23 protein-coding genes and 1 tRNA gene are annotated in these 24,487 nt (G+C 59.4%); 14 read left to right on the forward strand and 10 right to left on the reverse strand.

Going from position 1 to position 24,487, the window contains the following annotated elements:
- Positions 1-245 precede the first annotated feature (245 nt).
- The gene (locus ACVWXE_RS11290) at positions 246-482 is read right to left on the reverse strand and encodes a DUF3148 domain-containing protein (protein ID WP_011429589.1); all 237 of its coding nucleotides are present in this window, start codon (positions 480-482) and stop codon (positions 246-248) included.
- Between the two features lie 510 nt (positions 483-992).
- On the opposite strand from ACVWXE_RS11290, the gene ACVWXE_RS11295 reads away from it, so the two are divergent.
- The 5 genes from ACVWXE_RS11295 to ACVWXE_RS11315 all read left to right on the forward strand — a co-directional run bounded on the left by ACVWXE_RS11295 (position 993) and on the right by ACVWXE_RS11315 (position 5,093).
- Positions 993-1,214, forward strand: coding sequence for a DUF2949 domain-containing protein (locus ACVWXE_RS11295; RefSeq protein ID WP_457490347.1), 222 nt, complete (start codon positions 993-995; stop codon positions 1,212-1,214).
- Positions 1,215-1,476: 262 nt separating this feature from the next.
- A complete protein-coding gene (mazG, locus tag ACVWXE_RS11300; protein ID WP_457490356.1) occupies positions 1,477-2,277 on the forward strand; it encodes a nucleoside triphosphate pyrophosphohydrolase in 801 nt (266 codons plus the stop codon).
- 116 nt (positions 2,278-2,393) lie between these two features.
- Positions 2,394-3,431 (forward strand): isopenicillin N synthase family dioxygenase, encoded by a 1,038-nt coding sequence (locus tag ACVWXE_RS11305; RefSeq protein ID WP_457490348.1) that lies wholly within the window; start codon positions 2,394-2,396, stop codon positions 3,429-3,431.
- Between the two features lie 121 nt (positions 3,432-3,552).
- Positions 3,553-4,494 (forward strand): transglutaminase family protein, encoded by a 942-nt coding sequence (locus tag ACVWXE_RS11310; protein WP_457490357.1) that lies wholly within the window; start codon positions 3,553-3,555, stop codon positions 4,492-4,494.
- A 92-nt stretch (positions 4,495-4,586) separates the two neighbouring features.
- Positions 4,587-5,093, forward strand: coding sequence for a hypothetical protein (locus ACVWXE_RS11315; RefSeq protein ID WP_011429595.1), 507 nt, complete (start codon positions 4,587-4,589; stop codon positions 5,091-5,093).
- Positions 5,094-5,102: 9 nt separating this feature from the next.
- Here ACVWXE_RS11315 and ACVWXE_RS11320 read toward each other — a convergent pair whose 3' ends face one another.
- The gene (locus ACVWXE_RS11320; protein WP_457490349.1) at positions 5,103-7,817 is read right to left on the reverse strand and encodes a CBS domain-containing protein; all 2,715 of its coding nucleotides are present in this window, start codon (positions 7,815-7,817) and stop codon (positions 5,103-5,105) included.
- Between the two features lie 235 nt (positions 7,818-8,052).
- Positions 8,053-8,601 (reverse strand): ribosome recycling factor, encoded by a 549-nt coding sequence (gene frr, locus ACVWXE_RS11325; RefSeq protein WP_414351818.1) that lies wholly within the window; start codon positions 8,599-8,601, stop codon positions 8,053-8,055.
- Positions 8,602-8,848: 247 nt separating this feature from the next.
- Here frr and ACVWXE_RS11330 point away from each other — a divergent pair, with 247 nt between their 5' ends.
- On the forward strand, positions 8,849-9,427 hold the full coding sequence (locus tag ACVWXE_RS11330; RefSeq protein ID WP_414408673.1) for a hypothetical protein: 579 nt from the start codon (positions 8,849-8,851) through the stop codon (positions 9,425-9,427).
- A gap of 13 nt (positions 9,428-9,440) precedes the next feature.
- Here ACVWXE_RS11330 and recR read toward each other — a convergent pair whose 3' ends face one another.
- Together recR and ACVWXE_RS11340 are read right to left on the reverse strand one after the other, a co-directional pair.
- Positions 9,441-10,040, reverse strand: coding sequence for a recombination mediator RecR (gene recR, locus ACVWXE_RS11335; RefSeq protein ID WP_011434433.1), 600 nt, complete (start codon positions 10,038-10,040; stop codon positions 9,441-9,443).
- A 35-nt stretch (positions 10,041-10,075) separates the two neighbouring features.
- Positions 10,076-10,411, reverse strand: coding sequence for a YbaB/EbfC family nucleoid-associated protein (locus ACVWXE_RS11340; protein WP_414344527.1), 336 nt, complete (start codon positions 10,409-10,411; stop codon positions 10,076-10,078).
- Between the two features lie 219 nt (positions 10,412-10,630).
- On the opposite strand from ACVWXE_RS11340, the gene ACVWXE_RS11345 reads away from it, so the two are divergent.
- Positions 10,631-11,527, forward strand: a complete 897-nt coding sequence (locus ACVWXE_RS11345) for a carbohydrate ABC transporter permease (protein WP_148202782.1) — start codon at positions 10,631-10,633, stop codon at positions 11,525-11,527.
- Between the two features lie 18 nt (positions 11,528-11,545).
- Positions 11,546-13,054: a UbiD family decarboxylase gene (locus tag ACVWXE_RS11350; protein WP_457490350.1), complete on the forward strand. Its 1,509-nt coding sequence runs from the start codon at positions 11,546-11,548 to the stop codon at positions 13,052-13,054.
- Here the strand turns inward: ACVWXE_RS11350 and ACVWXE_RS11355 are convergent.
- Complete coding sequence (locus ACVWXE_RS11355; protein WP_414351827.1) at positions 13,051-14,262, reverse strand: ABC transporter permease; 1,212 nt, start codon at positions 14,260-14,262, stop codon at positions 13,051-13,053. The two genes, ACVWXE_RS11350 and ACVWXE_RS11355, sit on opposite strands and share 4 nt — an antisense overlap.
- Complete coding sequence (locus ACVWXE_RS11360; RefSeq protein WP_457490351.1) at positions 14,259-15,632, reverse strand: efflux RND transporter periplasmic adaptor subunit; 1,374 nt, start codon at positions 15,630-15,632, stop codon at positions 14,259-14,261. The genes ACVWXE_RS11355 and ACVWXE_RS11360 overlap by 4 nt, the downstream gene beginning before the upstream one ends.
- A gap of 165 nt (positions 15,633-15,797) precedes the next feature.
- On the opposite strand from ACVWXE_RS11360, the gene rplS reads away from it, so the two are divergent.
- From rplS to ACVWXE_RS11380, 4 genes are all read left to right on the forward strand, one after another.
- Positions 15,798-16,190, forward strand: coding sequence for a 50S ribosomal protein L19 (gene rplS / locus ACVWXE_RS11365; RefSeq protein ID WP_414515783.1), 393 nt, complete (start codon positions 15,798-15,800; stop codon positions 16,188-16,190).
- A gap of 51 nt (positions 16,191-16,241) precedes the next feature.
- A tRNA-Trp gene (locus tag ACVWXE_RS11370) sits at positions 16,242-16,314 on the forward strand.
- Between the two features lie 69 nt (positions 16,315-16,383).
- A complete protein-coding gene (locus ACVWXE_RS11375; RefSeq protein ID WP_457490352.1) occupies positions 16,384-17,208 on the forward strand; it encodes a tetratricopeptide repeat protein in 825 nt (274 codons plus the stop codon).
- Between the two features lie 402 nt (positions 17,209-17,610).
- Entirely contained in the window at positions 17,611-18,033 is a 423-nt protein-coding gene (locus ACVWXE_RS11380; RefSeq protein ID WP_414416215.1) for a hypothetical protein, read from the forward strand.
- 151 nt (positions 18,034-18,184) lie between these two features.
- Here ACVWXE_RS11380 and pgl read toward each other — a convergent pair whose 3' ends face one another.
- Positions 18,185-18,916, reverse strand: a complete 732-nt coding sequence (gene pgl, locus ACVWXE_RS11385) for a 6-phosphogluconolactonase (RefSeq protein WP_457490353.1) — start codon at positions 18,914-18,916, stop codon at positions 18,185-18,187.
- 86 nt (positions 18,917-19,002) lie between these two features.
- A complete protein-coding gene (locus tag ACVWXE_RS11390) occupies positions 19,003-20,010 on the reverse strand; it encodes a phosphoribulokinase (RefSeq protein ID WP_457393965.1) in 1,008 nt (335 codons plus the stop codon).
- Between the two features lie 351 nt (positions 20,011-20,361).
- Between ACVWXE_RS11390 and ACVWXE_RS11395 the strand changes: the two genes are divergently transcribed.
- Positions 20,362-21,252: a ferredoxin reductase domain-containing protein gene (locus ACVWXE_RS11395; protein ID WP_011434421.1), complete on the forward strand. Its 891-nt coding sequence runs from the start codon at positions 20,362-20,364 to the stop codon at positions 21,250-21,252.
- Positions 21,253-21,378: 126 nt separating this feature from the next.
- Positions 21,379-24,027 carry a leucine--tRNA ligase gene (leuS, locus tag ACVWXE_RS11400; protein ID WP_457490354.1) on the forward strand — a complete coding sequence of 883 codons (2,649 nt, stop codon included), beginning with the start codon at positions 21,379-21,381 and terminating at the stop codon, positions 24,025-24,027.
- Positions 24,028-24,040: 13 nt separating this feature from the next.
- On the opposite strand, the gene ACVWXE_RS11405 is transcribed toward leuS, so the two are convergent.
- Positions 24,041-24,487 (reverse strand): RNA-guided endonuclease InsQ/TnpB family protein (locus ACVWXE_RS11405; protein ID WP_457490355.1); only part of this gene is annotated, 447 nt, incomplete at its 5' end.

Below are 24,487 nucleotides of genomic sequence, written 5' to 3' on the forward strand. Positions count from 1 at the left end.
CAGGACTTGGGTCATGGTTCTATCATAACTTCCGCATTCCTCCCGACACTGACCCTACGGGTACAGTGCGGGGCTCCTGCGATTTCTAGCTGAGCTCGCTGAAGCGTCAGAAGCGGCTAGCCGCGGTTCAGGCTATCGCGAAAGTCCGCCGGCCAGTTGAAGGCTCGCTTCTGCAGAAAGCTGCCAGCTCCCAAATCTAAAGGCCGGCAAACCCATCCAGCTGGCTCGGAGGAGAAATGGGCGTGTCAGGACAGGGATCCCACCGGCGCGAGATATTTTCCGTCTATGAGAAAGATGCCATTGGCAAACTGCACACTGTAGGTGCCCAACAGCCGCCGCTGCAGGATCACCCCTTGTTCGTGCAAGCGGATCAAATGGGCCGGGCGCAACATCGGCATTGGGTCAGCCGTTTTTAGGTAAGGAGGCATCTCCACCACTTGAACCGTTGCCCCCACTGGCAGTAAACCCTGGGCTTCAGACATAACGGGAGTCCATGTGGCAAGTGTCTCTAGCTTAGCTGAACGTAGGACGATGTATGCCCAAAACCGAACCCGAGCAGGATGACAGCATTAGGGCAGATCCCAGAGGAGCCGAACAAATTGGATCCCCGAAGAATTGTTGTAAGATTTTTATCAAGCACGAGGATTCAACGAGATAAAAAGGTAACATCTTGCAAGGTGAGTTGGTTTTTCCCACAAAGAAAAAGCAGTCGGCCTTTCGGGGTGCTGCCAACTGATCGCCAATTTGCTACCATACCATGAACTCTTGGTACCCATTTTTTGTGTCCTTGGATACGGAAACCTCATTTGCCGAGGCAATTTAGGGGTTCTCTTGTCCTGGAGCTGTGGGCGCAGGGCTTAGCAAGCTCGCCTTCGGCCTACGCACCAGCCAGATCTTTGCCGAAATTCTGTAGAAGTGTTAAGAATAGTTGCATTGGTTTGCTATCTTCTCAGTTTTCATACTCGTCCTTACTTCAGCGCTGCGAAACGACCATGCTAGATCCCATTCCCCCCCCAGCCCTTGAGGAATATCTATTGGAAACGGGCATTATCGACCGTTCTCAACTGACCCTGGCCAAGAAGCTGCAGCATCGCCAGCAAGGGCCGTTGCTGATGATCCTTTTGGAGTTGAGTTTCATCGATCTGGAGCAGCTCAGCCGCCTTTTGGATTTGGGCCGCGCCTACCCTTTTGATCATGCTGCAAACGCTGGATAGTCTTCAGCCCAACTGGCAACAGGCTCTGGCTCGGTGGTTCGCTGCTGAGCAGGGATCCCTGCTGCTGAAAAGCTGTGGGGGCCAGGATCTGGCGAAGCTGCGCAGTGTTTTGCAACAGATCTGTTCTCCTGTCCAGTCTGTTACGTTGCTAACAGAAGACTTGGAGGTGGTGGCCGGCCCATTGACGCTGCAAAGCTGGGATCCCCAAGCAACGGGGCATTTTGCCCACCTCTATCTGGAGCGTTCCGCCTCTAGCTCACACATGAGTCGTTTGGCGGCTATTGTTGCTCGGTTGCGCGCTCCCGACGGGTGTCCTTGGGATCGGGCCCAAACTCCAGAGTCTCTTACCCCCTACATTCTTGAAGAAGCGTATGAGACGGTAGCTGCCATTCGAGCCGGGGATCCGGCAGCAATTGCCGAAGAGCTGGGGGATTTGTTGTTGCAGGTGGTGTTACAGTCTCAGATCTTTGCCGAGCAGAACCACTTTGATCTGGAAGCTGTGGCTGCGGGAATTGCCGATAAGCTCATCCGCCGTCACCCCCATGTGTTTGGGGATGCTGTGATGGCAGATCTTCCGGAGTTGCACCGCTCTTGGGAACAGATCAAGCAAGGGGAGCGACCGGATCAAAGCCTTGGCCAAAAACTGCTGCACTATGCCCAAAGTTTGCCTCCCCTAATGGCTGCCCTGAAAATTTCCTGCAAAGTGGTGGGGGCAGGGTTTGAGTGGCCAACGGTGGAGGGGATCTGGGCCAAGATCCGCGAGGAAGAAGCCGAGCTGCGCCGAGAATTGGAGAGGGATCCCCCCGATCCAACTCGGCAGGAAGCCGAACTGGGGGATCTGCTTTTTGCCCTGGTCAACTTGGGCCGTTGGTATGGTTTGGATGCTGCCCAAGCTCTAACCCAAACCAACCTGCGCTTTGCTCGCCGTTTTTTGCGCATGGAAGAGCTGGCTCAGGAACCAGCGGGATCCCTGCCCGGCGATGGCATAAGCTCCCTTCTGAAAGGACGCAGTTTCCAGGAGCTGGAAGTCCTCTGGCAACAGGCCAAGCAAGAATATCCCTAGTTTGGATATGGGGTTGAGCTGGCGCTGGCTTTGAGGGGGTATCCGCCCACACAGTCTTGGGGCAAGTTCTCTTTGTAGGGTAGGAGCTGTTCTGAGCACCTGTCTCTACGTCGGCCATGTCTCCAGTTTCTTCCTTTGAGCAAGCTGGGATCCCTTGTCTGGATTTGACCCCCTTTCGGGAGGGCACGGATCCGCTAGGGGTTGCAAAGGCTTTTGGGGCAGCCTTGGAGGAGGTGGGGTTTGTGGTGATCACAGGGCATGGGATCCCGGAGGCCATCATACAAACAGCCTACGAGAGAGCGAGGGCTTTCTTCGACCTGCCGCTGGAACAAAAAATGGAGGTGGTGACTCCGGATCGCGTCAAAAACCAGGGATACCTGCCGATTGGCATCGAAAGTGTAGCCGCTACCCGTGGGGCAGAGGTTCCCTACGATCTCTGTGAGGCGCTGGTGTTCAATGACCTGTTTCGGGAAGATCCACAACGGCCCCAAGCAGGGGTGGATCCGGATTCGGGCAACCCTTGGCCCACCCATCCAGCAGGACTGCGGGCTGCTCTTCTGGCTTATGATGCGGCTCTGCTTCAGCTCACCCAAACCTTGATGCGCATGGGCGCGTTGGCTTTGGATCTGCCGGAAACCTATTTTCTGCCTTTTATGGAGGGGAAAGGGGGAGTGCTGCGGGCTGTGCATTATCCTGAACAGGAGGTGGAGCCCATCCCGGGACAGCTACGCTATGGGGCTCACTCCGACTACGGTGGCTTCACGATTCTGCGACAGGATGGGGCGCCGGGAGGGCTGCAGGTGTACTCCAAAGCAGGAGAGTGGATTGATGTGCAGGCTGTTCCCAACGCCTTTGTCATCAACGTTGGCGATCTGCTATCCCGTTGGACCAATGACCGTTGGCGCTCCACGTTGCACCGCGTGGTCAATCCACCCCGATCGGCTTTCGGTTCCAGTCGCCGCCTGTCTTTGGTTTACTTTACAGCTCCTCGGGACGATGCTTGGATCGAATGCCTGCCCACATGCCAGAATGCAGCAAATCCCCCTCGCTATGCTCCTGTACAGGCTGGGGAGTACATCCGCTCTAAGCTGGAGGTTTCGATGATTGGGAAGGCAGGGCAAAGCTCTCGGAGATCTCAAACTCGGGATCCCTGAAGTCTAGAGATCTCGGGCAGACGATGCAACCGCTTCTTGGCTTTGATCTGGGAGCAGTTTGGGTTGCCTGATCTCGGTGCTCCTTTGCCTATGATAAAACTCCTTGCCCGTCATTTGGCCTGTGCAAATTCAGATCCGCCATCTCATCGAATATCGCTACAGTCGTCCAGTCCAACTGGAGCCCCATACGGTGCGATTGCGACCGCGCTGCGACGGGATCCAAACTCTCCTGGCTTTTGAGTTGCAGGTGGATCCGCAGCCGGTGGGCCAATCGGCGCTGGTGGACCTGGAGGGCAACGCGGCGGTTCGGCTCTGGTTTGGGGATCCCACCGAGCACTTGCGCATCCAAACTCAGGCCACGGTGCTCACCCTGCGGGAGAATCCCTTCGACTACCTGCTCTGCGATTGGGCCACCCATCTCCCCATCGACTATCCCAGCACGCTGGCAGCCCAATTACAGCCTTATCTGACGGCTCAGGCGGATCCCGGCATCCAGGCCTTGGCCTGGGAGCTATGGGATCACGTGCAGGGGGAAACGACAGCTTTTCTGCCGGCGCTGAACCAGCGCATCTATTCAGAATGCCGCCACATCTTGCGGGAAAAGGGGGATCCCTGGCCTGCCGGCTTGACCTGGCATCGCAAAACCGGAGCCTGCCGCGATTTGGCCCTGTTGTTCATGGAGGTCTGCCGCAGCGTGGGCTTGGCCGCTCGCTTTGTCAGTGGCTACCAAGTCAGCCCCTCGCAGCCTTCGGGGGAGAGCAGGGGTGGAGAACCCCCAGAGCCTGTGCGCCGTCATCTGCACGCTTGGGCGGAGGTGTACTTGCCAGGGGCCGGTTGGCGGGGCTTTGATCCCACCCAAGGGTTGGCCGTGGCCGACGGTCATGTGGCTTTGGCGGCCAGCGCTTACCCCAGAGATGCCGCTCCCATTTACGGCCATTGGCTGGGCAAGGGCGTTCACAGCAGTATGAGCTACACCATCCACATCCAGGCGGGATCTTCTGCGCAAAGCCAAGCCCAGCTTGCTGCAGACAGCCTGAGCACTTCACCAAAAGTTTGGGGCTGAAGCCGTAGAGCTTCAACTTGGCCGGATCCCAAAGCGGAAATTTGAGATAGCATAGCCTAGCCAAGATCTAGAGAATCTGCCGAGGGATCCCGTTGACCCAGTCTATTGATGTCCCCACCAGCGTTGATACGTTTTTGCAGGAGTTGGCCGCCATTCAGCAAGTTGGGCCGAAGCGAGTGGCCATCCTGGGCAGCCGTCATGTGCCCATTACCCACCAGTATTTGATCGAGACCCTCAGTTATGCCCTGGCCCTTACCGGCAATCAGATCCTCACCTCTGGGGCCATTGGCACCAACTTGGCCGTCATTCGGGGGGCGATGCGGGCGGACATGAAGTCCTTGACGGTGATCTTGCCCCAGAGTTTGGAGCGACAGCCGGCAGAGTCGCGGGCCAGCCTGGAGCAGGTGCTGCATCTGGTGGAACATCCCGAAAACGACCATCTTCCCCTGGCGGAGGCCAGCCGCCTGTGCAACCTGGAGATCATCGGCAAGTGCCAGCAGTTGATCTGCTTTGTTTTCCACGACAGCGTCACGCTGCTGGATGCCTGCAAGCATGCTGAGGAACAACACAAGTTGGTCACTCTCTTCTATTTCGACTGATTTGCCCTTCTACTTTCTTCCTCGGTATTGAGCTTGCGGCAGGGGGAAGTGTTCTTGTAGCCAGGCTTCAGCTTCTGCCGGGGTGGTGAGTTCGCCGTTCAGGGTGAGGCAACGCAGTTGCTCCAAAATGGCTTGGAAGGGGCGACCTGGCTTATAACCCAGACGACGCAGATCGTGGCCGTTGAGCAGCGGCTTCACCCAGTACCACTCCTGCAAATAGCGCCAGATCAGCCGCCGGGCCGGCTTGGGGGCGATCCCGGCCAACAAAATCACTGCTGGGATCCGCAGCCCCTGCAGCAGTTGCACCACCTGGGCCGGAGAGAGGGTGCCGGGATCCAGTTGGGCCAACAGGGTTTGGTAATAGGAGGAATGGCTGAGGCGTTCGATGCCTGCTTGGGTGAGGTGGAGTTGGCTGGCCACCTGGGGGGCTTGGGGTAGGGTGAGGAGGAGAGCCTCTAGGCGCAGTTGCCAGATCTCCTGGGATCCCAGCTCAGGATAGCGGCGGCGAAAGTGATAGGCCCAGCGGCCCACCCGTTGCAACCGCCGGCACAGGGAGGGATCCCACTCCAGGTCGGGGTGAATACAGCGCAAAGCTCCCCATTCTGCCAGCTGCTCAAAGGCTTGGGGCCAATCGCGGGATCCGAGAATGTAGGCCAGCTCCTGCTTGAGGCGATCCCCGCCGACGGCATCGTGCAGACCACTGGCCACGGCAGCGCGGATCCATTTTTCTGTGGTCGAGTCCAGGGCGAAGCCCAAGCGCACCGCAAAGCGCACCGCTCGATAAATGCGGGTGGGATCCTCGATGAAGCTGTTGGGGTGTAATGCCCGGATGATCCCCTGTTGCAGATCTGCTTGTCCGCCGAAAAAATCCAGCACCTGTCCTCGCTGGGGGCCGTTGAGGCGCAAGGCCAAGGCGTTGATGGAAAAATCCCGCCGATAGAGGTCTTGCTGAATGGATCCCATGGCCACTTCGGGGGGAGAGGCCGGGTAGGGATAAAACTCCGTGCGGGCGCTGGCGATATCCACACAAAAGCCTCCTGGCCAGATCAAGGCCGCCGTTTGGAATTTGCCGTGGATCTCCAGCCGCGCCTCTGGGAAGTGCTGTTTGAGCGCTTGTCCCAAAATCAAGCCCCAGCCCGGGGGATCGATCCCATCCGGGGCCGAAGAGTAGGGCCCATCCACCACCAAGTCCAGATCCAGCCGCTCCAGGTTGGGTGAGGGCTGCCGTCCCCACCGATGCAGCAGCAGATCCCGCACCGTTCCCCCCACCAGATACAACCTCAGGCCCTTCTCATCGGCGATGTGGGCGGCCTGCTCCAGCAACTGTCGATGCCGCTCCGACAGGGCCGCGAAGGTGAGATCCAAAGGGCAGGAAAGGGTGGGCAAAGCCAACTGCGGTGAGAGGGCCGGCAACTCGTGTAGGTGCCGCAACACATCGGTGCGAGTTACAATGCCCACCAACTGTCCATCCTGGAGAACCGGCAGGCGGCCAATATCCCACTGCACCATCAACCGCTGAATCTCCGCCAAGGGGGTGTCGGGGGAGAGGGTTTTCACGTCGGTGGTCATGTAGCCCTTGACGGGGGCATGGCCAAACCCGTGATGCAGGGCGATATCGATATCCCGCCGCGAGATCACCCCCACCAGGCGACCTTGAGCGTCCACCACCACCAGGCCGGAATGGCCGTAGCGCAGCAGCACCCGCTGGGCCTCGTCGATGGTGATCTCCGGTCGGATGGTGCGCACCGGAGCCGACATCAAATCTTTGGCCGTCACCGGGGGCGGGATCCGCTCTTGGACAGCCTGCCTGAGGGCCGCCATGACTTGGGCCGGGTCGGGCAAAGGCTGCTCTGGGCTGGCTTTTAACGTGGCTGCTGCAGCACAATCGTGTCCACCGCCGCCGTAGAGGGCCATCACCCTGCCCAACTGGGCAAACTCCTGCCGCGCCCGCCCGATCAGGCTGAGCCGCTCCCCCTGCCGCGCCACCAAGAGCAGCACATCCACTCCCGTCAGATCCATCAGCCGCATCACCAGGCCGGCCAAGCCGGGCACAAACTCCGGCAGCTCCAGCAGCCATTCTCCCAGGCGATACTCTCCCACCTGCTGCACCTGCATCTGGGCCAACCCCTGGCTGAGCAGCTCGCGCATCTCTGGGGTGAGGCCATCCCCCAAAAAGCGCCGCAACAAGACCAGGTTCACCCCCTGATCCAACAGCCAGCTCAGGGCAGCAGCATCGCGGGCGGTGGTCTCCGGGAAGGTCAAAGATCCCGTATCCATGTGGATGCCCAAAGCCAGTGCCAGCCGCTCAAAAGGGCTGAGAGGGATCCCAGCAGCCTGCAGCCGCTCCACCAGCAAGGTACAGGTGGCCCCCACGGCCTCGATATGGCTGTTGACCTGCTGCTGCGGCCAAAAGTTATCCAGTGGACTGGGGTGATGGTCGAAAATCTCAATCTGCGCGCCGGGGACGCTCAACCAAGCGGCAGCTTTGCCCAAGCGATCCGGATCGTGACAATCCACAACAATCCACCGCTGCACCTGTCCCGGATCCACAGAGCGCAGCTCGATGAGGGGAAATTCATCTCGGTACAAGGCCAAAAACTCCTGCACCCCCGGCAGGGATCCCCCGGTCAAGGCGATGCGGGCACCCGGATACAGGCGGGCCGCTCCCACCGCCGCCCCCAGGGTGTCGAAATCCGCCGATTGATGGCACAGGACCAGATCCATTGCGGCAAGAGTTGTCGTATTCCGCTCTTCCATCCTGGCCCAAGCCAGGATCCCTCTTGTTGGAATTGGACGAGGAGAAACGAACGGCTGCCCGACTTCGAGGGGCAAGTGAAAACCTCGAAGCTAAGTTTCAGGACGGGTGTCCGGGTTTTTATCAAAAAATTGGGTCATAACCCCGTCCTACCGCTGCGCAGAAGCAATCCAGTAGAGTGGGGAGGATGCCAGCAAGGAGCCTTCACAGGGTCGTCAGCTCCTTTTCTTTTTCTGCCAGCAGCTCATCGATCTTCTTAATGTAGCGGTCAGTTAGTTTCTGGATGGCATCCTGCAAGCTTTTGGACTCATCTTCAGACAGCTCGCCATTTTTCTCTCGCTTGCGCACCGAGTCGATGCCATCCCGCCGGATGTTGCGGATTGAGACTCGCCCCTCTTCGGCTAGCTTGGCCACCTGTTTGCTCAGCTCTTTGCGGCGCTCTTCCGTCAGGGGGGGAATGTTGAGCCGCACCACCTTGCCGTCGTTGCTGGGGGTTAGACCCAGGTCAGAGGCGACAATGGCCCGCTCAATGGCTGCCAAGGTCGAGGGATCAAAGGGCTGGATCAAGAGAGTGCTGGAGTCTGGCGTGGTGAGGCTGGCCAGGGCCTTCAGGGGAGTGGGCACGCCGTAGTACTCCACCTGAATGCGATCCAGCAGGCTGGAATTGGCCCGCCCGGTGCGCACCGTATTAAAGGAGCGCTGTGTGGCTTGCACAGCTTTGTTCATCAACTCCTCAATCTCAGCTAGCTCCACGGGGTTTTCCTCGCTTTCAAAATTAGTTTCCAGATATCAGGCTCTGGCAGCAAACCTGGCCCCTCTACGGTGAGCCTGACCTCAATTTTACTGCCTTGTTGGGATCCAGATGGGATCCCGTTCCTCAGAGCTGCACCTGCAGTCGGCGAATTTCTCGCCAGATGCCCCCCAGTGGGATGGTACGAGCTCAAAGCTTCCCCTAAACTGCTCTGCAGTTTACTGCACAACACAGGCACAACAAAGTTTTATGCTCTCTCGCCAAATTGGTTCTTCAACGGCCCTAACCTGGCTGATCGGCAGCTTGAGTCTCTTGGGTTTTGGAGCGGCTGCGGCAGCCTTAGAGCTGCAGATTGTGTCCCCCAATGCTTATAAAGTGCCCTACCTGGGAATTGATGGTGTTTTCACTCTGGATACGTCCCTGGAACAATCGGCCAACGATCCGCGCAATCCAAAGCGGGTGAAGTTTGAGAAGATGGAGTTCTTCTCCTTCTACGCCGATCTGGAGGGGAAAAAGCCCCTGGCGGAAAAATGTCGCTACGCCTATCGGGGGGCTGCGCCGGATCCCTTCTACTACCCCGATCGTTCCCTCAGTTCCATCTGGGATCTGTTTCAGTTGCAGCCTGGAGCAGACGCCAGTTGCGAGACCTTCACCTATGTGATTCTGCGGGCACCCCACGGGGATCCGGTGCACATGCACCTGCGCTACGGAGGCCGCAACAGCAGCTTCCAGGAACTTCTGAACATCAGCACTCTGCCGGAGGATCCTGCCAACTTCAACCCCTGGTGGAGCACCTACTGCGCGGAGGGGGTAACCGGCTGCGATTGAGGGGCTGAGCGGCTCACAACTCCTGCCGCGCTTCCAGGGCACGGGCCAGGGTAACCTCGTCGGCATATTCCAGCTCGGATCCCATGGGCAGGCCGAAGGCCAGGCGGGTCATGCGCAAGGTGGGGGCAACCGGCTTCAGGTAATCCTTGACCACGTGCATGGTTACTTCCCCCTCTACGCTGGGGCTGATGGCAAAGATCAACTCCTGCGGTTTTTCCCGTGCCACCCGAGCCACCAGCTCGCGGATGTGCAGTTGATCGACCCCGATCCCGTTCATGGGGGAGATGAGGCCACCCAAAACGTGGTAAAGCCCCTTGAACTCGCGGGTGCGTTCCATCGCAATCAAATCTTTGACATCGGCCACCACGCACCACAGCGAGGGATCCCGCTGCGGCGAACGGCAAATCTCACAGGGATCCTCCGCCGACCAGTTGAAGCAGATGGAACAGTGCCGAACGGTTTGCTTGGCTTCCAGCAGGGCTTTGGCCAGGGCCTCGATCTCGCCGGCAGGCCGGTTGATCAAGTGGAGAGCTAGGCGCTGAGCGGTTTTGGAGCCAATGCCGGGCAGCCGTTGCAGCTCTTCGATGAGGCGAGCCAAGGGGCGAGTGTACATACAGAGTTAAGCAAGCGGGGTTAAGCAAGTGGGGCTCAACCCAGTCCCAACCCCGGCAGACTGATGTTTCCGGTCAGCTCTTCCATGCGTTTGCGCATCGTCTCGGCAGATTGGGTGTAGGCGTTCACCATCGCCGTCAGGAGCAAGTCCTCTACCACATCCACCGACTCCTGGAGAATCTGGGGATCCAGAGAGACTTTGAGAGGTTCTTGGTTGCCGTTGACCGTCACTTTCACCAGCCCATTGCCGGCTTCGCCGACGATCTCCATCTCTTCCAGCTCTTTTTGCAGCCTTTGGGCGCCATCGCGCACCTCTTGGGCTTTCTTGAGCGCTTCTTGGATTTTGCCGAAGGGGCCAAAGCCTCGAGTCATGGGATCCTCTCTTGGGTTATCCAGATACTGCTGTTCTACTCTACCCGTTTCCCCATCGCCGGTGAAAGCACTCGCAAGTCTGGGCAGAGGTGCTTGCACCGCTAACGCGACCGGTCTTCCTTAGGTTGCCCTTAACTCTGGCGGATTATCCTCTCAAGAGAAGCCAAAGATCGACTCAAAAGCCCATCTGCTCATCGGTGTTCGCCGTCTGGAGGTGCTATGGCTCAATTGTTGCAGGATCCCCGCTCTCAAGTGGCCCAGCCCAATTCAACTTGGGTAGAGCCTTCTCCCTGGCGTTGGCGGCGCTGGATCCCGGAGCGTTGGTATGTGCATTTGGGCCTGGTGCTGGCCTGCTTGGTTCTGGGATTTCCGGTGTTGTATGCCCTGATCGTGAGCACCCAGAACAATGCCGAGGTGTTCCGCTATCAATTGACCTTTGGCTCCTCTTTTGCCTTCAACTGGCATCAGGTGATGGTGGCGCGGCACTTGGGCCACTACATGGTCAACAGCACCATCGTGGCGGTGGCGATCACCGTGGGCAAGACGGTTTTGTCGCTGCTAGCCGGGCTGGCCTTTGTGTACTTCCGCTTTCCCGGCAAAGGGCTGGCCTTTGGCTTTGTGCTGATCACGCTGATGATGCCCACAGAAATCTTGATCATTGCCCTGCTGCGGTTGGTCACCAACTTGGGCTGGGGATCCACCTACTACGCTTTAATCGTGCCCTTTCTGGCCAGCGCCACGGCCACGTTTTTGTTTCGCCAGCATTTTTCCAACATTCCCCGCGAGCTGGCGGAGGCGGCCCAACTGGACGGGGCCAACCCGCTGCAATTTCTCACCCAGGTGCTGATCCCCTTGAGCTGGAACGCCATCGGGGCGCAGGCGGTGATTCACTTCGTTTACGCTTGGAATATGTACCTGTGGCCCCGCTTGATCGTGCAAGGCCGAGAGCGACAAGTGGTGCAGGTGGGGCTGCAATCCCTGCTCAATCTGGATAGCTCGGCTTCCTATGGCCCCATGATGCTGGGAGCGATCATCGCCAGTATCCCGCCGCTGCTGGTGTTTATTGCGCTGCAGAAGCCCTTCATGAGCGGGTTAGCCCTCAATCGCGACAAGTAAGCCCTTAGGTTCCCTTTCATGCCCAGAGATCTACGCCGTTTTATTGCTCTGCTGGAATCCCGTGGTCAGCTCCGCCGCATTTCGGCAGAAGTGGATCCGGATCTGGAAATTGCCGAGATTGCCGATCGCCTCTTGGCCTGCGGGGGGCCGGCGCTGCTGTTTGAGCGGGTGAAGGGATCCTCAATGCCGCTGCTCATCAACACCCTGGGCACGGTGGAGCGCATTTGCTGGGCTTTGGGAATGGAGCAGCCTCAGGATCTGGAGGAACTGGGGAAAAAGCTGGCCCTGCTTTACCAGCCGCGGCCACCGCGGAGCTTTGCCCAGGCGGTGGAGTTGGGACAAGCTCTGTTTAGCGTACTCAAAGCTAAACCCAGCCGGGATCTGCTTCCTCCCTGTCAGCAGGTGGTGCTGCGGGGAGAGGAAGTGGATCTCACCCAATTGCCCCTGTTGCGGGTCTACCCCGGCGATGCCGGACGGGTGCTGACCTTGGGCCTGATGGTAACCAAAGACCCGGAAAACGGGATCCCCAACGTGGGGGTGTACCGCCTGCAGTTGCAAAGCCGCAACACCATGACGGTGCAATGGCTGTCGGTGCGGGGGGCGACTCGGCATCTGCGCAAAGCGGCGGCCCTGGGCCAAAAGTTGGAGGTGGCGGTGGCGGTGGGGGTGGATCCGGTGGTGATTCTGGCGGCGGCCACACCCCTGCCGGTGGATCTGTCGGAGTGGCTGTTTGCCGGTCTCTATGCCGGAGAAGGGTTGCACCTGGCCCAGTGCAAAACGGTGGATCTGCAGGTGCCGGCCCATGCTGAGATCGTTTTGGAGGGCACCATCACCCCTGGGGAAGTGGCCCCCGACGGGCCTGCCGGGGATCACATCGGCTACTATGGCCCCCGCAACGAGCAGGCCCCTCTGATTCGCTTCCACTGCTTGACCCACCGCCGGGATCCCATCTATCTCACCACCTTCAGCGGCAAGCCCCCCAAAGAAAACGACATGATGGCGCTGGCCCTGAACCGCATCTACACCCCCATCCTCAGGCAGCAGGTGCCGGAGATTGTAGATTTCTTTTTGCCGATGGAGGCGCTGGGCTACAAAGCAGCCATCCTCTCCATCGACAAGGCCTACCCTGGCCAGGCGCGGCGGGCGGCTTTGGCTTTTTGGAGCGCCCTGCCCCAATTTAGCTACACCAAGTTTGTGATCGTGGTGGACAAGGATATCAATGTGCGGGATCCACGGCAGGTGCTCTGGTGTCTGTGTTCGCGGGTGGATCCGCAGCGGGATGTGTTTATTCTGGCGGACAATCCCTTCGACGCCCTGGATTTTGCCACCGAAAGACGGGGTCTGGGAGGCAAGATGGGCATTGATGCCACCACCAAAATTCCCCCAGAAACCGATGCTCCCTGGCGGGATCCCCTTGCTCCAGATCCGGAGGTGGCCCGCTTGGTGGATCGCCGCTGGGCAGAATATGGCCTGGCGGATCTCGATGGGCAGCCGGCGGATCCCCGCCTGTTTGGATACGAGCTCTAAGCCCGCAGGGCCTCAATGGGATCCAGTTGCGCCGCTTTGCGGGCCGGGAAAATGCCGAAGACCAGCCCAATCCCAGTAGACAGGGAGAACGCCACTCCCACTGCCACCCCATCGACTTGGGTCGCCAAGGGGGTGAACACCTGCACCGCCACCAGCAGGCCGCTGCTGAGGAGGATCCCGAGCACCCCCCCGGTCACGGCAATGAAAATCGCTTCGGCGGCAAACTGCTGCAAAATCTGGCGGCTATCGGCCCCAATCGCCTTGCGCAGCCCGATTTCATGGGTGCGTTCCGCAACCGAGATAAGCATCACATTCATGATCCCCACCCCTCCCACCAGCAGGGAGAGGGCCGCCGTGCCCGTCAGCAGCACCCGCAGCAGGCTCAAAATCCTGGCCGACCCATCCAGGAGCACCTTTTGGTTGCGGATGATGAAGTCATCTTCTCCCACCAATTGGTGCCGCTGGCGCAGCAGGTTGCGGATTTGGAACTCGGCAGCAGGCAGATCGGCTTCAGAGCGGGCCGAGACGAAAATCGCCGTCAGCTCTGTGCCGTAGGGGGAGCGTCGCCCGACCAACTGATTGGCCACCACATCCACCGGCAGAAACACTCCGGCATCGCTGTTGCCAAACACCGTCGGCTTCGAGCGCAAAGTGCCGATTACCTCGAAGGGCAAGTTGTTCAGCAGGACGGTCTCCCCAATGGCAGCGGCAGGGTCCAGGCCGAACAACTGGCTGGCGGCATCGCTGCCCAGCACCACCACCGGGCGCTGTTCCTCGATGTCGGAGGGCAAGAGAAAGCGGCCTGCCTCGATCTCCAGGTTCAAGACCGACAAGTACTCCGGCCAAGTGCCGGTGGCCTCATAGCGGCGATCCACTCCACCTCGCACAGCGCGCACATTGGTGCCCAGGCTGGGGACAGCTGCTGACACGGCAGGCACTTCCGCCGCAATAGCCCGTACATCCTCCAAGGTGAGGGGGCGGATGTTGCCGGCATCAGCTAGGCCCAAGTTGGCCGAAAAGACGATCAGCAAGTTGGTGCCCAGAGAGCGAAATTGATCCACTGCCATCTCTTGGGCAGCATAGCCAAATCCGGCAATGGCCACCACCGCCGCATTGCCGATGAGGATCCCGAGCATGCTCAGCCCGGTGCGCAGGCGATGTCGTCGCACCATTTGCCAGGCCATTTTGGCCGCCGTTGCCAGGCTCATGGCTGTTGCTCCGCTCTTTTAATCAAAGTCTCTAGGTTCACCCCAGGAGGCAGGGCAGTAAAGACCCGATCCCCTGCCTGCAGACCAGAGAGGATTTGGGTAACTCCACCCTGAGTGATGCCCGTTTCCACGCGGCGATAGACAGGTTGCCGGCTTTGGGGATCCAGCAGGAGCACGCCTTCCTGGCTTTCCTCCCGGAGGATAGCCACTGAGGGCACCGTCAGAGCCTGAGGCTGGGGATCCCCGATGAAATCCACCGAAACAGTCATGCCGGTGCGCAAAAAGTCGGCCCCAGGCTCCGGTTCAACGAAGACCCGAAAGACGGTTACCTCTCGCACCACCACCGTAGCGGGTGCAATCCGCTTCACCCGCCCCTGCACCAGGCGGTCGGGGTAGGCCAGGGAGCGGATCTCCACCGGCTGGCCCACCCGCACCTGGGCAATCTGGGCTTCTGGCACTTCTGCCCGCACCTCAATTCCCTGAGCCAGCGCCAAAATGGAACTGGAAGAAGCTGCGGTGACATCGGAAGCTGCTGTTGTGGGAGCTACAAAGGATCCCACCTCGGCAAAGCGCTGCACCACCACACCGGAAAAGGGGGCGCGGACTTCGGTGTCAGCCAACCGGGATTGCCGTTGGGCCAGCTCGGCTTGTGCCTGGGCAATTTGGGCTTGAATTTGCTGTAGGGTTTCCGGGCGGCTCCCCAGTTGCAATCGCTCCAACTCCTGTTGAGCAGCTCGCAAATCCGCTTGCGCTTGTTCCAGGCGGGCCGAGCGTTGATCCAGCTCGCTGCGGGCTACCACCCCCGCCTGCACCAGGGCCTGAATGCGCTCCAACTCCCTCTGGGCCAAGTCCACCTGCGACCGGGCAGCATCCACCCTGGCCTGGGCCGCCGCGATCACCTGGGGGCGCTCTCCGGCCTGTTGCTCCGCTAGACGGGCTTGCAGCTCTTGAATGCGGGCTTGGGCTTGGCGAATGCCGCTGGCAAGATCGCCGTAGTCCATCCGGGCCAATAACTGCCCTGCCACCACTTCATCTCCCTGATCCACCAACAGTTCCGCCAAGCGACCCGACTCGCGAGGGCTGACATTCACCTGGCGGAGCGGCTGCACCTGGCCGCTCACCCGCAGGCGTTGGGTCAGATCCACCACTTGAACCGGTACCGTCAATCTTTCCAGCCGTTCTGCCCTCTGCTGCTGCAGCTGACGCTGGATCAGGAGACCGCTGCCCCCTAGGCCGGCCAACAGCAAGCCCAGGAGCATCCAGCCGAAGGGAAATCTCTTGGGGCGGGGTTTGCTCTGGGGCAGAGGCTGATCTGCAAGCTTGGGAGTAGACAGGGATCCCGTCTTGGGCTCATCGGTGTGCAGGATCACAAAAGTCTCCCGTTTGTAACAAAAGCTTTATCTTTGTCTAGCCTATTGGAAAAATGGGGGAAGCGTAAACACGGTTTCCCGCCTCTTGAGGTCTATTCGGCCAGCTCTGTACAAAAAACAGGGACGATTGCTACGATGGTTGACTGCCGGTAGCGCGGGAAAGCCATGAACGTTCGCATCAATGCTGAGGAGATCATCCGCTCCATTGAAGCTGCCCAGATGAAGCCGGATCTGCCGGAGATTCGGGTTGGGGATCAGGTACGGGTGGGAGTTCGCATTCAAGAGGGGGGCAAAGAGCGGGTGCAAGCCTTTGAGGGCACGGTCATTGCCATGCGCCACTCCGGTATCAACCGCACCATTACGGTGCGCAAGGTTTTCCAGGGAATCGGCGTGGAGCGGGTTTTCCTCATTCACTCCCCGCGCATCGAGTCGATTCAGGTGCTGCGGCGAGGTAAAGTGCGCCGGGCCAAGCTGTTCTATTTGCGGGATCGGGTGGGCAAAGCCACTCGTATCAAGGCCAAGACAGAGAGTGCGGATAGCAAGGAACAGCTTCTTTGAAAGGTGGGTGTACCTGCTACACTGGGTAAGCGGGTGTGACCCTAGGCCAATGCGTCCTTAGTTCAGTTGGTAGAACGTCGGTCTCCAAAACCGGATGTCGGGGGTTCGAGTCCTCCAGGGCGCGCTAACCATCAGACCCCCTGCGGCGATGGCTTCAGGTGGGGACACCCCATCCAAGGTGGTTTTTGCAGCCATGAAGTCCGTCAGTGTGCCCAACCTACTCCCTGCGCTGCTGCTGGGGCTGCTGTTTTGGCTAGGGATCCCTATCTGGCCTGGATCGGGTGTGGTGGCAACGGCAGCGAGCAACAGGGTAGATCACGAGATCGATCGACTGTTTGAGGAGGCCTTTGCGGCTACTCAGAGGGGAGATTTTGCCCAGGCGGAAGCCCTGTGGACTCAACTGTTGCAGATCCAGCCGGACAACCCGGCCCTGTGGAGCAACCGGGGCAACGCCCGTGTCAGCTTGCACCAACTGCAGGCAGCTCTGGAGGATTATGCTGAGGCCATTCGTTTGGCCCCTGAGGCGCCGGATCCCTATCTCAACCGAGGGGCTGCTTTGGAGGGGTTGGGGCGGTGGCAGGAGGCGATTGCAGACTACGAACGAGTGTTGCAGTTGGATCCCAACGATGCGGCAGCCTACAACAACCGCGGCAATGCGGAAGCAGGGCTGGGCCAATGGCAACAGGCTTTGGCCGACTACCGCCGCGCCACAGAATTGGCTCCCGACTACGCCTTCGCTCAGGCCAACTATGCTCTGAGCCTCTACCAGGTGGGTGAAACAGAAGCTGCCCTGCGCTTGATGCGGGCTCTGGTGCGCAAGTACCCGAAGTTTCCAGATATGCGGGCTGCTCTCAGCGCCATCCTTTGGGTGCAGGGTCGGCAAGGAGAGGCCGAAAGTCATTGGGTGGCTGTGCAAGGGCTGGATCCCCGCTACGCCGACCTGGAATGGGTGAAAACCGTCCGCCGTTGGCCACCGGCAATGGTGGCAGCTCTGGAGCGTTTCCTTTCTCTCAAGTAGTGAGGCTTACGATTGCGGCGGAGGCACTCTGGGTCTTGACTCTGCGCATTGACGAAACAGTTGCTGGGGATCCCCGCAGCTAGAGCCTCAGGTTACATCCTGGCTGGGGGTATGGAGATTGCTAGATTGGGATCAAGCCGAGGGAGGATTCCGGCAGCAGGCTTAACCCAGAGCCAAGAGAGCGCAGAGGGATCCCGGAGCCTCTCGGTAGACTGTGAAAAAGACTGTGTAAAGGATTGCTTCCTTCGACACCTTGTCGCTTTCTTCTTCGTCTGTTTTAGACCTATCGCGGCGCGTGGTATCAACGTGAGTGCAATGGCTTGTTTCTCTCGCTCTTCTTCCTTCTTCCCTGATGGGAGAGGGAGGCTGCGAAATCACTGGAGCTGGGCAGGGCTGTTGCTCATGGTTCTGCAGCTTGGGCAACCCGCCGTCGCTCAGACGGAAACCCGAGTTTGGAGCGGAACCGGCCAAATTTTGAGCGGCCAGGGGCAGGGGGCGACGGTGCAATTGATCTTGGAAACGGGTGGCGGGCGTATCTGGAGCCAATCGGGGCCGGCTTTGGATGCACCCTTTTCCGGCGGCCATATTTCGGTAACCAGCGGTGATGGCACCTGGCAAATTCAATCGCAAGGGGATCAGTTGTTGGTCACCTTTTACCGCGGCGAGCAGATCATCCGCTGGCAACTGCGGCCCATGGGCGAGATCCCCAGCTCTTCCCCTTCTACGCCATCCAGCTCCCTGAGCAGTGACTCCGCCCAGCCCGTAGCGCTGCCCGTCCAAGAGCTGGTGATTCCAGTACTGAAGAATTTGCCCGGCAACCCCTGAGGGATCCCTGCCCCGCCGGTTCTCGACCCATGAAACCTGGTGCGTTGGCCGCTGGGGCTATCAAACCTGTGGCCACTGGAATGGGCTGGGATGATTTTGGGGGCGGTGGGCCTGGGGATCCTATCCCATCGGCAGTTAGCCCGCCTGTTGTTTAGCTGAGCAGCGGGACACAGGGCAGGGGCAGTTGAGCCGCTGCCGCCGCATCCAGCAACCACAGCAGCCGTCCTCTGGGGTTTACGCGCTGGCAGGGTAGGTGGGCCTCGGTGGTCAGCGCCTCTTTCACGATGGGGGCTTTGTTCGCTCCGGTTACCAGGAACACCACCTGGGCTGCTTGGTTCAGAACAGGATAGGTCAAGGTTAGACGCGGCTCCTGCCCTTTTTGCCCCACTGTCACCCAGCGGTGCTGCACCTGCAGAGCGGCGGTGTCGGGAAACAAGGAAGCTGTGTGGCCGTCTTCCCCCACCCCCAGCCATACCAGGTCGAGAGAAGGGCACTCTGTACCGAAAATCTGCCGCAGGGTCGCCTCGTATTCGGCAGCATCGCGAAGGGGATCCCCCGCTTGGGTGGGCATAGGGAAAACTTGAGCCGCCGGGATCCCGATCTGCTCCAGCAAGGTTTCCCGCACCATGCGGTAGTTGCTTTCAGGGTGATCCGGGGGAACATAGCGCTCGTCTCCCCAGAACAGCCAGGTTTGTTGCCAAGGGATCCCTGGGGTTTGGGCCAGGGCAGCATACAGCTTCTTGGGGGTGCTCCCTCCCGCCAAGGCCACCGTAAAGCGTCCCCGCTCGCGAATGGCAGCGGCTGACCGAGCTTGCCAAATCTCGATGGCCCGTTGGATTAAGACGGGGCCCTCCGGAAAGATCTCCAACTGGAATCCCTGCATACACCGAAGCCCTACTGCCGACCTATGCTGGGTCAGCCGACCTGCACCAACACTTTACCGAAGGGATCCCCTAAGCGGGGCAAACACTAGGAAGCCACCGCCAGCTCTTTGGCTTCTGCCCGAATTTGCTCGTAAAGGGCGCGCAGCTTCAGGCCCACGATGATCTGAATCAGACCAGAGCCATTGCGGGATCCCGGGTATTCTGGGTGCTTGCGCAACAGTTCCGTCAGCTCGCCATAGTAGCGGGTGGACAAGTTGCTCAGGTGGTTCTCGATGTAGATGACCTCTTCCAGCTTGTCGAAGGTGCCGTCGATCTCCAGAATCGAAACCGGGTGCTCGAAGTAGGTGGAAGGGCCATAGTGGAGGCGGATCCCTGGGTAGGAACAGGTCAGCTTTTTGCCGCAGGGGATCCAATCGATGGTGGAGCCTTCGTCAAAGAGATAGACATGGTCGAAGTACTTCACCCCTTCCCGCTGGATCAGCCGCACCCGCAGTACTTTGTGCTCTGGATCCAGCTCCGGCAACAACTGGGTAGGCAAAACCTCAATGACGGCATCGGCGTACTGCTTCTGCACATCGACATAGGCTTCAAAGTCCGGGCGGCGAGCCTCGATTGAGCGCAACACATCTTCGTAGGTGTGGCCCCGCTCCGCCATGTCCCGCTTCACTTTCCAAGCAATCTTGATCTCCGGCGCCAGATCCAAGTACACCTTGAAGTCCAGCAGCTGGCGCACCCGCTCATCATACATGGGATGCAGCCCCTCTAGGACGATGATGCGGTTGGGCTCCACCAGCTCCGGCGGGTCAATCATCCCCGTCTCGTGGTTGTAGATGGGCTTCATCACGCTTTGGCCGTTCTTAAGCGCCTTGGCCTGCTCGTACATCAGGTCGAAGTTGTTGGCGCGGGGATCCAGCGCCGTGATGCCCTTCTCTTTGCGCTGGTAGCGATCCAAGGAGTGATAGTCATCCAGACAGATGGTGGTAATCAGATCCCGGCCAAACAGATCCCCCAGCCGGCGTAAAAAGGTGGACTTGCCACAGCCAGAATCTCCGGCGACACCAATCATCACAACACGATCAGGACTGCTTGCCATGGGAACTCCTTGGGGACGGGCAGGGCAAAACTGAGAAAAAGGCTCTAGAAAGTTACCAACTGTTACGGTCTTGCATGATACCAAATAAAGCCGTTACCTCACAACCCGCTTGTGGGCCAGAGAGGTGGGCACCCTAAGCAACAATTTAACAAAAAATCCATATTTTTGGCCGATGAGCTTGGCCGGGATTATTTTTCCGGGGTTGCCGCTCTCAGGACGGCCTGGGGGGCTGGCGAAGGTCGTCTGCTTCTCCTCTGACAAGTTCCATTTGAGCAGCCGGGCTGCTGTGGTGTTTGCTATTTTGCTATATGTAAACTCATTTCCTCCCAGTGCCAGGAGCAGATCGCAGGTATGGTTGCCAGCGCAGAAAAGCGAGAGGTTGTCGTCAATCTGTATCGTCCCAACGCCCCCTTGATCGGCCACTGCGTGGAGACCTACTCCATTGTCGGCGAAGGGGCACCCGGACTGACCAAGCACATTGTGCTCAGCTTGCCGGATCCCAACTACCGCTACCTAGAAGGGCAAAGCGTTGGCATTATCCCTCCTGGCGAAGATGCCAAGGGCAAGCCCCACAAGCCCCGCCTCTACTCGATTGCTTCCACCCGCTTTGGCGATGATGGCGAGGGGCGCACCGTCTCTTTGAGCGTGAAGCGGGCTGAATATGTCGATAGAGAGACAGGCCAGCCGGGGGTGGGGGTCTGCTCCGGCTTCCTCACCGATTTGAAGGCGGGCGATGAGGTGATGATTACGGGGCCATCGGGGAAAACCTTCCTGTTGCCTGAAGATGAGAATGCCAACCTGATCTTGATCGCCACCGGCACCGGCATTGCTCCTTTTCGCGCTTTCATCAAGCACCTGTTTGAGGAGGATCCCAACTATCAGGGCAAGATCTGGCTGTTCTTTGGGGTGCCCACCACTTCCACCTTGCTCTACCACGGGGATCTGGAGGCCTGGAAAGCCCAGTACGGGGATCGCTTCCGCGTCGATTACGCCATCAGCCGCGAGCAACAAACCCCCGATGGCAAGAAAATGTACGTGCAAAACCGCATGGCCGAGTACGGCGCCGAGCTGTGGGAGATGCTGCAACAGCCCAACACCTACACCTACATCTGCGGCCTCAAGGGGATGGAGGACGGGATCAACAACGTCATGGGGCCTTTGGCCGAACAAGCCGGTCAGGATTGGAGCAAGTTCCAGAAGGAACTGAAGAAAGCAGACAGGTGGCACGAAGAAACCTACTGATCCCTGCTTGTCGGGTTTTCAGAGCCAAAGGGATCCCGTTCCTTGCTTGAGAGCACTGGCGTGGGGAGTATGTCAAAATGCTTCTATCTCCCAGCGTATGCGCTTTTTTCCCAGGAGCATCGAACCGTGGACGCGCGCTACAATCCCCAGGCCATCGAGAGCAAGTGGCAAGCCCACTGGCGTGAAATTGGGCTGGATCGCACCCCAGAGCTGAAGGACGGGAGCCGCAAATTTTATGCCCTGTCTATGTTCCCCTACCCCAGCGGCAACCTGCACATGGGGCATGTGCGCAATTACACCATCACCGATGTAATTGCCCGCTACAAGCGAATGCAGGGGTACGCAGTGCTGCACCCGATGGGCTGGGATGCCTTTGGCCTGCCGGCGGAGAATGCCGCCATCGACCGGGGGATCCCGCCGGCCAAGTGGACCTACCAAAACATTGCCCAGATGCGGGATCAGTTGCAGCGGTTGGGCCTGTCCTACGACTGGGAGCGGGAGATTACCAGTTGTTCGCCGGACTACTACAAGTGGACGCAGTGGATCTTCCTGCAATTTTTGCAGGCGGGCTTGGCCTACCAGAAAGAGGCGGCGGTGAACTGGGATCCGGTGGATCAGACGGTGCTGGCCAACGAGCAGGTGGATGCGGAGGGGCGTTCCTGGAGATCCGGCGCCCTGGTGGAAAAGCGCATGCTCAAGCAGTGGTTTTTCAAAATCACCGCCTATGCCGACCAACTGCTGGCGGATCTGGAAAAGCTCTCCGGCTGGCCGGAGCGGGTGCGCACCATGCAGGAGAACTGGATCGGCCAATCGGTGGGGGCTAAGGTGATTTTCAAAACCGAGGCAGGGGACGAGCTGGCAGTGTTCACCACCCGGCCCGATACCCTCTGGGGGGCCACCTTCATGGTGATGTCGCCGGAGCACCCCTTGGTGGACAAGCTCACCACTGCCGAGCAACTGCAGGCCGTCAGAGCCTATCAAGCCCAGGCCGCTGCCCGCAGCGAGATCGAGCGCAGCGCTGAAGACCGGGAAAAGACAGGGGTTTGGACGGGATCCTACGCCATCAACCCCGTTAACCAAGAGCGGATCCCCATCTGGATTGCCGACTATGTGTTGATGGGCTACGGGACGGGGGCCATCATGGCCGTGCCCGCCCACGACCAGCGGGATTTCGAGTTTGCCCGCAAGTTCGGCCTGCCCATCAAGCGGGTGGTGCAGCCGCCGGAGGGTTCTCCGGCCTCAGCGGATCGCGCCAGCGGGACGGAGTCCTCAGAACTGCAGGCTGCCTGGACGGGGGAAGGGGTGATGATCAACTCTGGCCCCCTAGACGGGATCCCGGTGGGCAAAGGCCCAGGGCAAAGCGTGGAAAGAGCCATCGCCTGGCTGGAAGCCCAGGGGCTGGGGGAAAAGCAGATCAACTACCGCCTGCGGGATTGGCTGATCTCGCGGCAGCGCTACTGGGGTTGTCCCATCCCGGTGATCCATTGTCCCCACTGTGGCATTGTGCCGGTGCCGGAGAAGGATCTGCCGGTGCTCTTGCCGGAGGATGTGGAGCTGACGGGGCGAGGGGGATCCCCGTTGGCCCAGTTGGAGGACTGGGTGAAGGTGAAGTGCCCCACCTGTGGCGCGGAGGCTCGCCGGGAAACCGATACCATGGACACCTTCATCTGCTCGTCGTGGTACTTCCTGCGCTTCAGCGATGCCCGCAACGACCGAGAGATCTTCCGCAAAGACCGGGTGAACGCCTGGCTGCCGGTGGATCAGTATGTGGGTGGCATCGAGCACGCCATCCTGCACCTGCTCTATTCCCGCTTTTTTACCAAGGTGTTGCGGGATCGGGGGCTGCTGGATTTTGACGAGCCGTTCCTGCGTCTGCTCACCCAGGGGATGGTGCAAGGGCGCACTTACTACAACCCCAACAAGTCCGGCAAGGATCGCTGGATCCCGGCAGCTCTGGTGCAGGATCCCGACAACCCCACAGATCCGGAGACCGGCGAACCCCTGGAAGTGATCTATGCCACCATGTCCAAATCCAAGGGCAACGGCGTGGATCCTGAGGAGGTGCTGGCCCACTACGGGGCAGATACGGCCCGCATGTTTATCTTGTTCAAGGCCCCGCCGGAGAAGGATCTGGAGTGGGACGATGCCGACGTGGAAGGGCAATTTCGCTTTCTCAACCGCGTCTGGCGGCAGGTGTACGAGTTTGTCGTTCGCGGTGGCGGGACGGAGTCCTGGCGGGGCAGGGTCTCAGAGCTGTTGCCGGCCAAGGTCGAGGTGGGATCCCTGACCAAGGCAGAAAAAGATCTGCGCCGGGCCATCCACACCGCCATCAAGGAAGTCAGCGAAGATCTGGAAAACGATTATCAATTCAACACTGCCATTGCCGAGCTGATGAAGCTGAGCAATGCTCTGGGGGAGGCCGGGATCCCGGATTCGCCGGTCTATGCAGAGGGGATCCGCACGCTGGTGTTGCTGATGGCGCCTTTTGCCCCCCATATTGCGGAGGAGCTGTGGCAGGCGCTGGGGGGCGCAGACTCGGTGCATCGGCAGTCTTGGCCCAGCTATGACCCGGCAGCGCTGGTGGCCGACACGGTGACCATTGTGATTCAGGTGAACGGCAAATTGCGCGGCTCGTTTGAGGCCCCTGCCGAGGTAACGCCGGAGGAGCAGGAACAGTTGGCCCTTCGGTCAGAAGCAGCGCAGAAATACCTGGAGGGGGCAACACCCAAAAAAGTGGTGGTGGTGCCGAAAAAGCTGGTTAACTTTGTCCTGTGACATACTCCCGCACTCATGCTAACGCAAAGCGCTCCGCGCCGCTAAAGCGAAAGAGTGCGGGCTTCTCAGTGACTCCTGTGAAGGACATTTCCTGAGCTTTGAGAACGGGATGCCCCACCGCCCTGTATTTGATGTTTATCGCCGCGTTGTGGTCTCGGCTCAGCTCTAGCCCACAATGCGGGCAAGAGTGCCATCTGTCTCGAATGGTTTTCGGTACTTTCTGACCACACTGAGAACAGTTTTGGCTTGTGCCGCTTGGATCCACTGCAATCGCCCTCAGCCCAGCTCTTTCAGCCTTGACTGCGAGAATTTGCAGGAATTGCCCCCACCCTGCATCATAGATAGACTTCGCTAGTCGGGTTCTAGCAATACCTTTGGTGTTGAGCGCCTCATACGCAATATGCTTCCCTTTGCTTACTAGCTTCTTGGCTACTTTGTAGTGGAAATCTTTACGCTGATT

The sequence above is a fragment of the Thermostichus sp. MS-CIW-41 genome (genome assembly GCF_054058915.1).